We start from the raw sequence: 380 nt of genomic DNA, 5'->3' as shown, positions 1-380 counted from the left end.
GCGCTCGCCGACGCCCGGCTGACCGCCGCGGACGTGGACGCGGTGGAGGGTCACGGGACGGGGACGTCGCTGGGTGATCCGATCGAGGCGCAGGCGGTGCTGGCCACGTACGGGCAGGGTCGTCCGGCGGAGCAGCCGGTGTGGCTGGGTTCGTTGAAGTCGAACATCGGGCATGCGCAGGCGGCGGCGGGTGTCGCGGGTGTGATCAAGATGGTGGAGGCGTTGCGGCACGGTGTGCTGCCGAAGAGTCTGCACATCGACGCGCCGAGTTCGAAGGTGGACTGGGAGTCGGGTGCGGTCGCGCTGTTGACGGAGGAGCGGGAGTGGCCGGAGGTGGACCGGCCGCGCCGGGCCGCCGTGTCGTCCTTCGGCGTGAGCGG

Annotated in this window: 1 pseudogene; it reads left to right on the top strand. The window is 72.1% G+C overall.

The window, feature by feature from the left end:
• A pseudogene (locus tag PUR56_RS06215) lies at positions 1 to 380 on the top strand (polyketide synthase); the annotation flags it as partial.

This window comes from Streptomyces sp. BE303, assembly GCF_036290945.1.
GTDB lineage: Bacteria > Actinomycetota > Actinomycetes > Streptomycetales > Streptomycetaceae > Kitasatospora.
This window is presented reverse-complemented; position numbering and strand designations above follow the sequence as displayed.